The organism is Candidatus Ruminimicrobium bovinum, assembly GCF_902760015.1.
Taxonomy (GTDB): Bacteria; Elusimicrobiota; Endomicrobiia; order Endomicrobiales; family Endomicrobiaceae; genus Ruminimicrobium; species Ruminimicrobium bovinum.
The window spans coordinates 1-2,304 of record NZ_CACWEU010000218.1 but is presented as its reverse complement, the minus strand read 5'-3'; the positions used below and the strand labels follow the sequence as shown (position 1 = coordinate 2,304).

Here is a 2,304-nt window from a genome sequence, read left to right as displayed (position 1 = left end):
TAAAACTTCCGCCGATATTGCTGCAAATTTTTCGGACAAAAACCTTGTATCATAACCTATTATTACGGCTTTATCCTTTTTATAATTTTTATCATCATTTAAAAGATAATCAGCTATTGCCTGTGTAACGATTTTTACATTATCAAAAGTAAAATCGTCTGCTATAATTCCTCTCCAACCGGATGTTCCGAATTTAATCATTTTTATTACCTCTTTTATTTAGCTTATAAACTAAACAAGCTTATAGCTTATTTACAATATAATATTAAAAAATGCCTTTCTATTTTATAATAAATTAAAGCAAAGTGTAAAGAAAAAAAATTACTTGACAAAAAAAATATACTGTGTTATAATTAGCACTGTTAATATTTGAGCGCTAATATTAAAAGAGTGCTAAAATTACCGTGAGGCAATTAGCTGAAGAGGTGATACGCTGAAAAGCTGAAGAGTTTGTGGTAAAAATCGCAAAGTGATTTTAAGAGGTAAAAATGAGACAAATTTCAAAAAGTATTTTACAGGAGAGAAAAGCAAGGGTTTTATATGCCGTTATTCACGAGTATATAAAAACGGGGAAACCTGTAGGTTCAAATGTATTGGACAAACAATACAATTTTAATTTGTCACCTGCAACATTAAGAAATTTAATGGCAGAACTTGAAAAGGAAGGTTTTTTAACACATCCTCATACATCTGCAGGCAGAATACCGACTGACGAAGGATATAAAGCTTATGTTAATTCGCTGGTTGAATTACAGCGGCTTGCCGTTGAAGAGGAAGACCGAATAAAAAAAGAATATGAGAAAAAAACAAAAGAAATAGAAACATTGCTTGCACAAACTTCAAAAATATTATCGGGTCTTTCAAATTATACGGGTTTTATTACTTCGCCTAAAGCAAATGCCAACGAAATAAGAAACATAGAACTTGTTCCGGTTTCAAAAACACAAGTGTTGGTTGTGTTGCTTACAAAAACCGGTATAGTTAAACATAAAATGATAAATTTAACAATAGACAGCGACGATTTGGATAAACTTAAAAAGTTTTTGAATTCAAAATTAAGAGGATTATCTTTAGAGGAAGCTTCAATAAGAATTTTAACCGAAGTTGAAAAGTATCAAAATAAGCAAAAATCCGTAATTAACCTTGCACGACAAATAAGTGATGTTATAAACAGTATCGGCGAAGATATTTATGTTGACGGTGCATCAAATGTTTTAAGTGTTCCCGATTTTAATGATTTTGAGTCGGCAAAAAGTTTAATTAAATTAAATGAAGATAAAGACCGGCTTATAGAATTGATAGGAAAAGATTTTAATAAATCTAAGATAGAAGTAAAAATCGGCGGGCAGGATTTATCGGAATTAAAAGATTTAAGCGTTATAACGACTTCATATTCCTACGGCGACAAAATAGTAGGTGTTTTGGGAATTATAGGGCCTAAAAGAATGGACTACGATAAAATGATGGCACTTGTAAATTCGGTTTCAAATATTGTAAACGGATTTTTATTAAAAATGGGAGATGAAGAAGATGAAGAATAAAGAAACTCAGGAAGAAAAAATAGAAAAAAAAGCCGAAAAGTTGGCGGAAGAAAAAATAGAAGAAGCCAAAGAAAATTTTGAAGAAACCGAACAAAAAGTTGAAGATGTTGCAAGAGAAGAAAAGTTATCGGAACTTGATATTTTAAAACAATCTTTGGAAGAGAAACAAAAACAGGCAGACGAATATAAAGCGGAATATTTAAGAAGTGTTGCCGAATATCAAACTTTAAGAAACAGAACGGAAAAAGAAAAAGGTGAATACATAAATTACGGTAAAGCAAAAATATTGGAAAAACAAATAAACATATTTGATGTTTTTGAACAGGCAATGATAAGTGTCAGGGCAGGACAGGATTTAAAAAGTATTAAAGTCGGGCTTGAGATGATATACAGCGAATTTGCAAAGATGTTAAAAGAAGAAGGTGTTGAAAAAATAGAATGTTTAAATAAACCGTTTGACCATAATGTATGCGAAGCATTGGACCAGGTTGAAACAGACGAAACAGAAGAAGGAACAGTGCTTGCGGTTTATCAAAACGGTTATAAATTAAACGGCAAACTTTTAAGACCGGCAAGAGTAAAAGTTTCAAAGAAGAAGGCAGAATCTTCTTCCGAAGAAAAAGTTGATTAGGTTTGTCATTCCCGAGGGTTGTAATCGGGAATTCAAGTTGTTTTGTCGTGTCATTCCGGACTTGATCCGGAATCTATGTTAAATAAAAATTGTTCTTTTAAAAATTCTCTTTTTCGCACTCAGTGTCGCCAT

General features: G+C 31.7%; 2 protein-coding genes and 1 pseudogene. 2 read left to right on the top strand and 1 reads right to left on the bottom strand.

Annotated features, from left to right (window positions below; translation table 11 throughout):
- A pseudogene (locus ACMUOV_RS07380) lies at positions 1-201 on the bottom strand (phosphoglucomutase/phosphomannomutase family protein); the annotation flags it as partial.
- Positions 202-488: 287 nt separating this feature from the next.
- Here ACMUOV_RS07380 and hrcA point away from each other — a divergent pair.
- Complete coding sequence (gene hrcA / locus ACMUOV_RS07375) at positions 489-1,541, top strand: heat-inducible transcriptional repressor HrcA (protein WP_413854484.1); 1,053 nt, start codon at positions 489-491, stop codon at positions 1,539-1,541.
- Positions 1,531-2,172: a nucleotide exchange factor GrpE gene (locus ACMUOV_RS07370; RefSeq protein WP_413854483.1), complete on the top strand. Its 642-nt coding sequence runs from the start codon at positions 1,531-1,533 to the stop codon at positions 2,170-2,172. The genes hrcA and ACMUOV_RS07370 overlap by 11 nt, the downstream gene beginning before the upstream one ends.
- Positions 2,173-2,304: the final 132 nt, after the last annotated feature.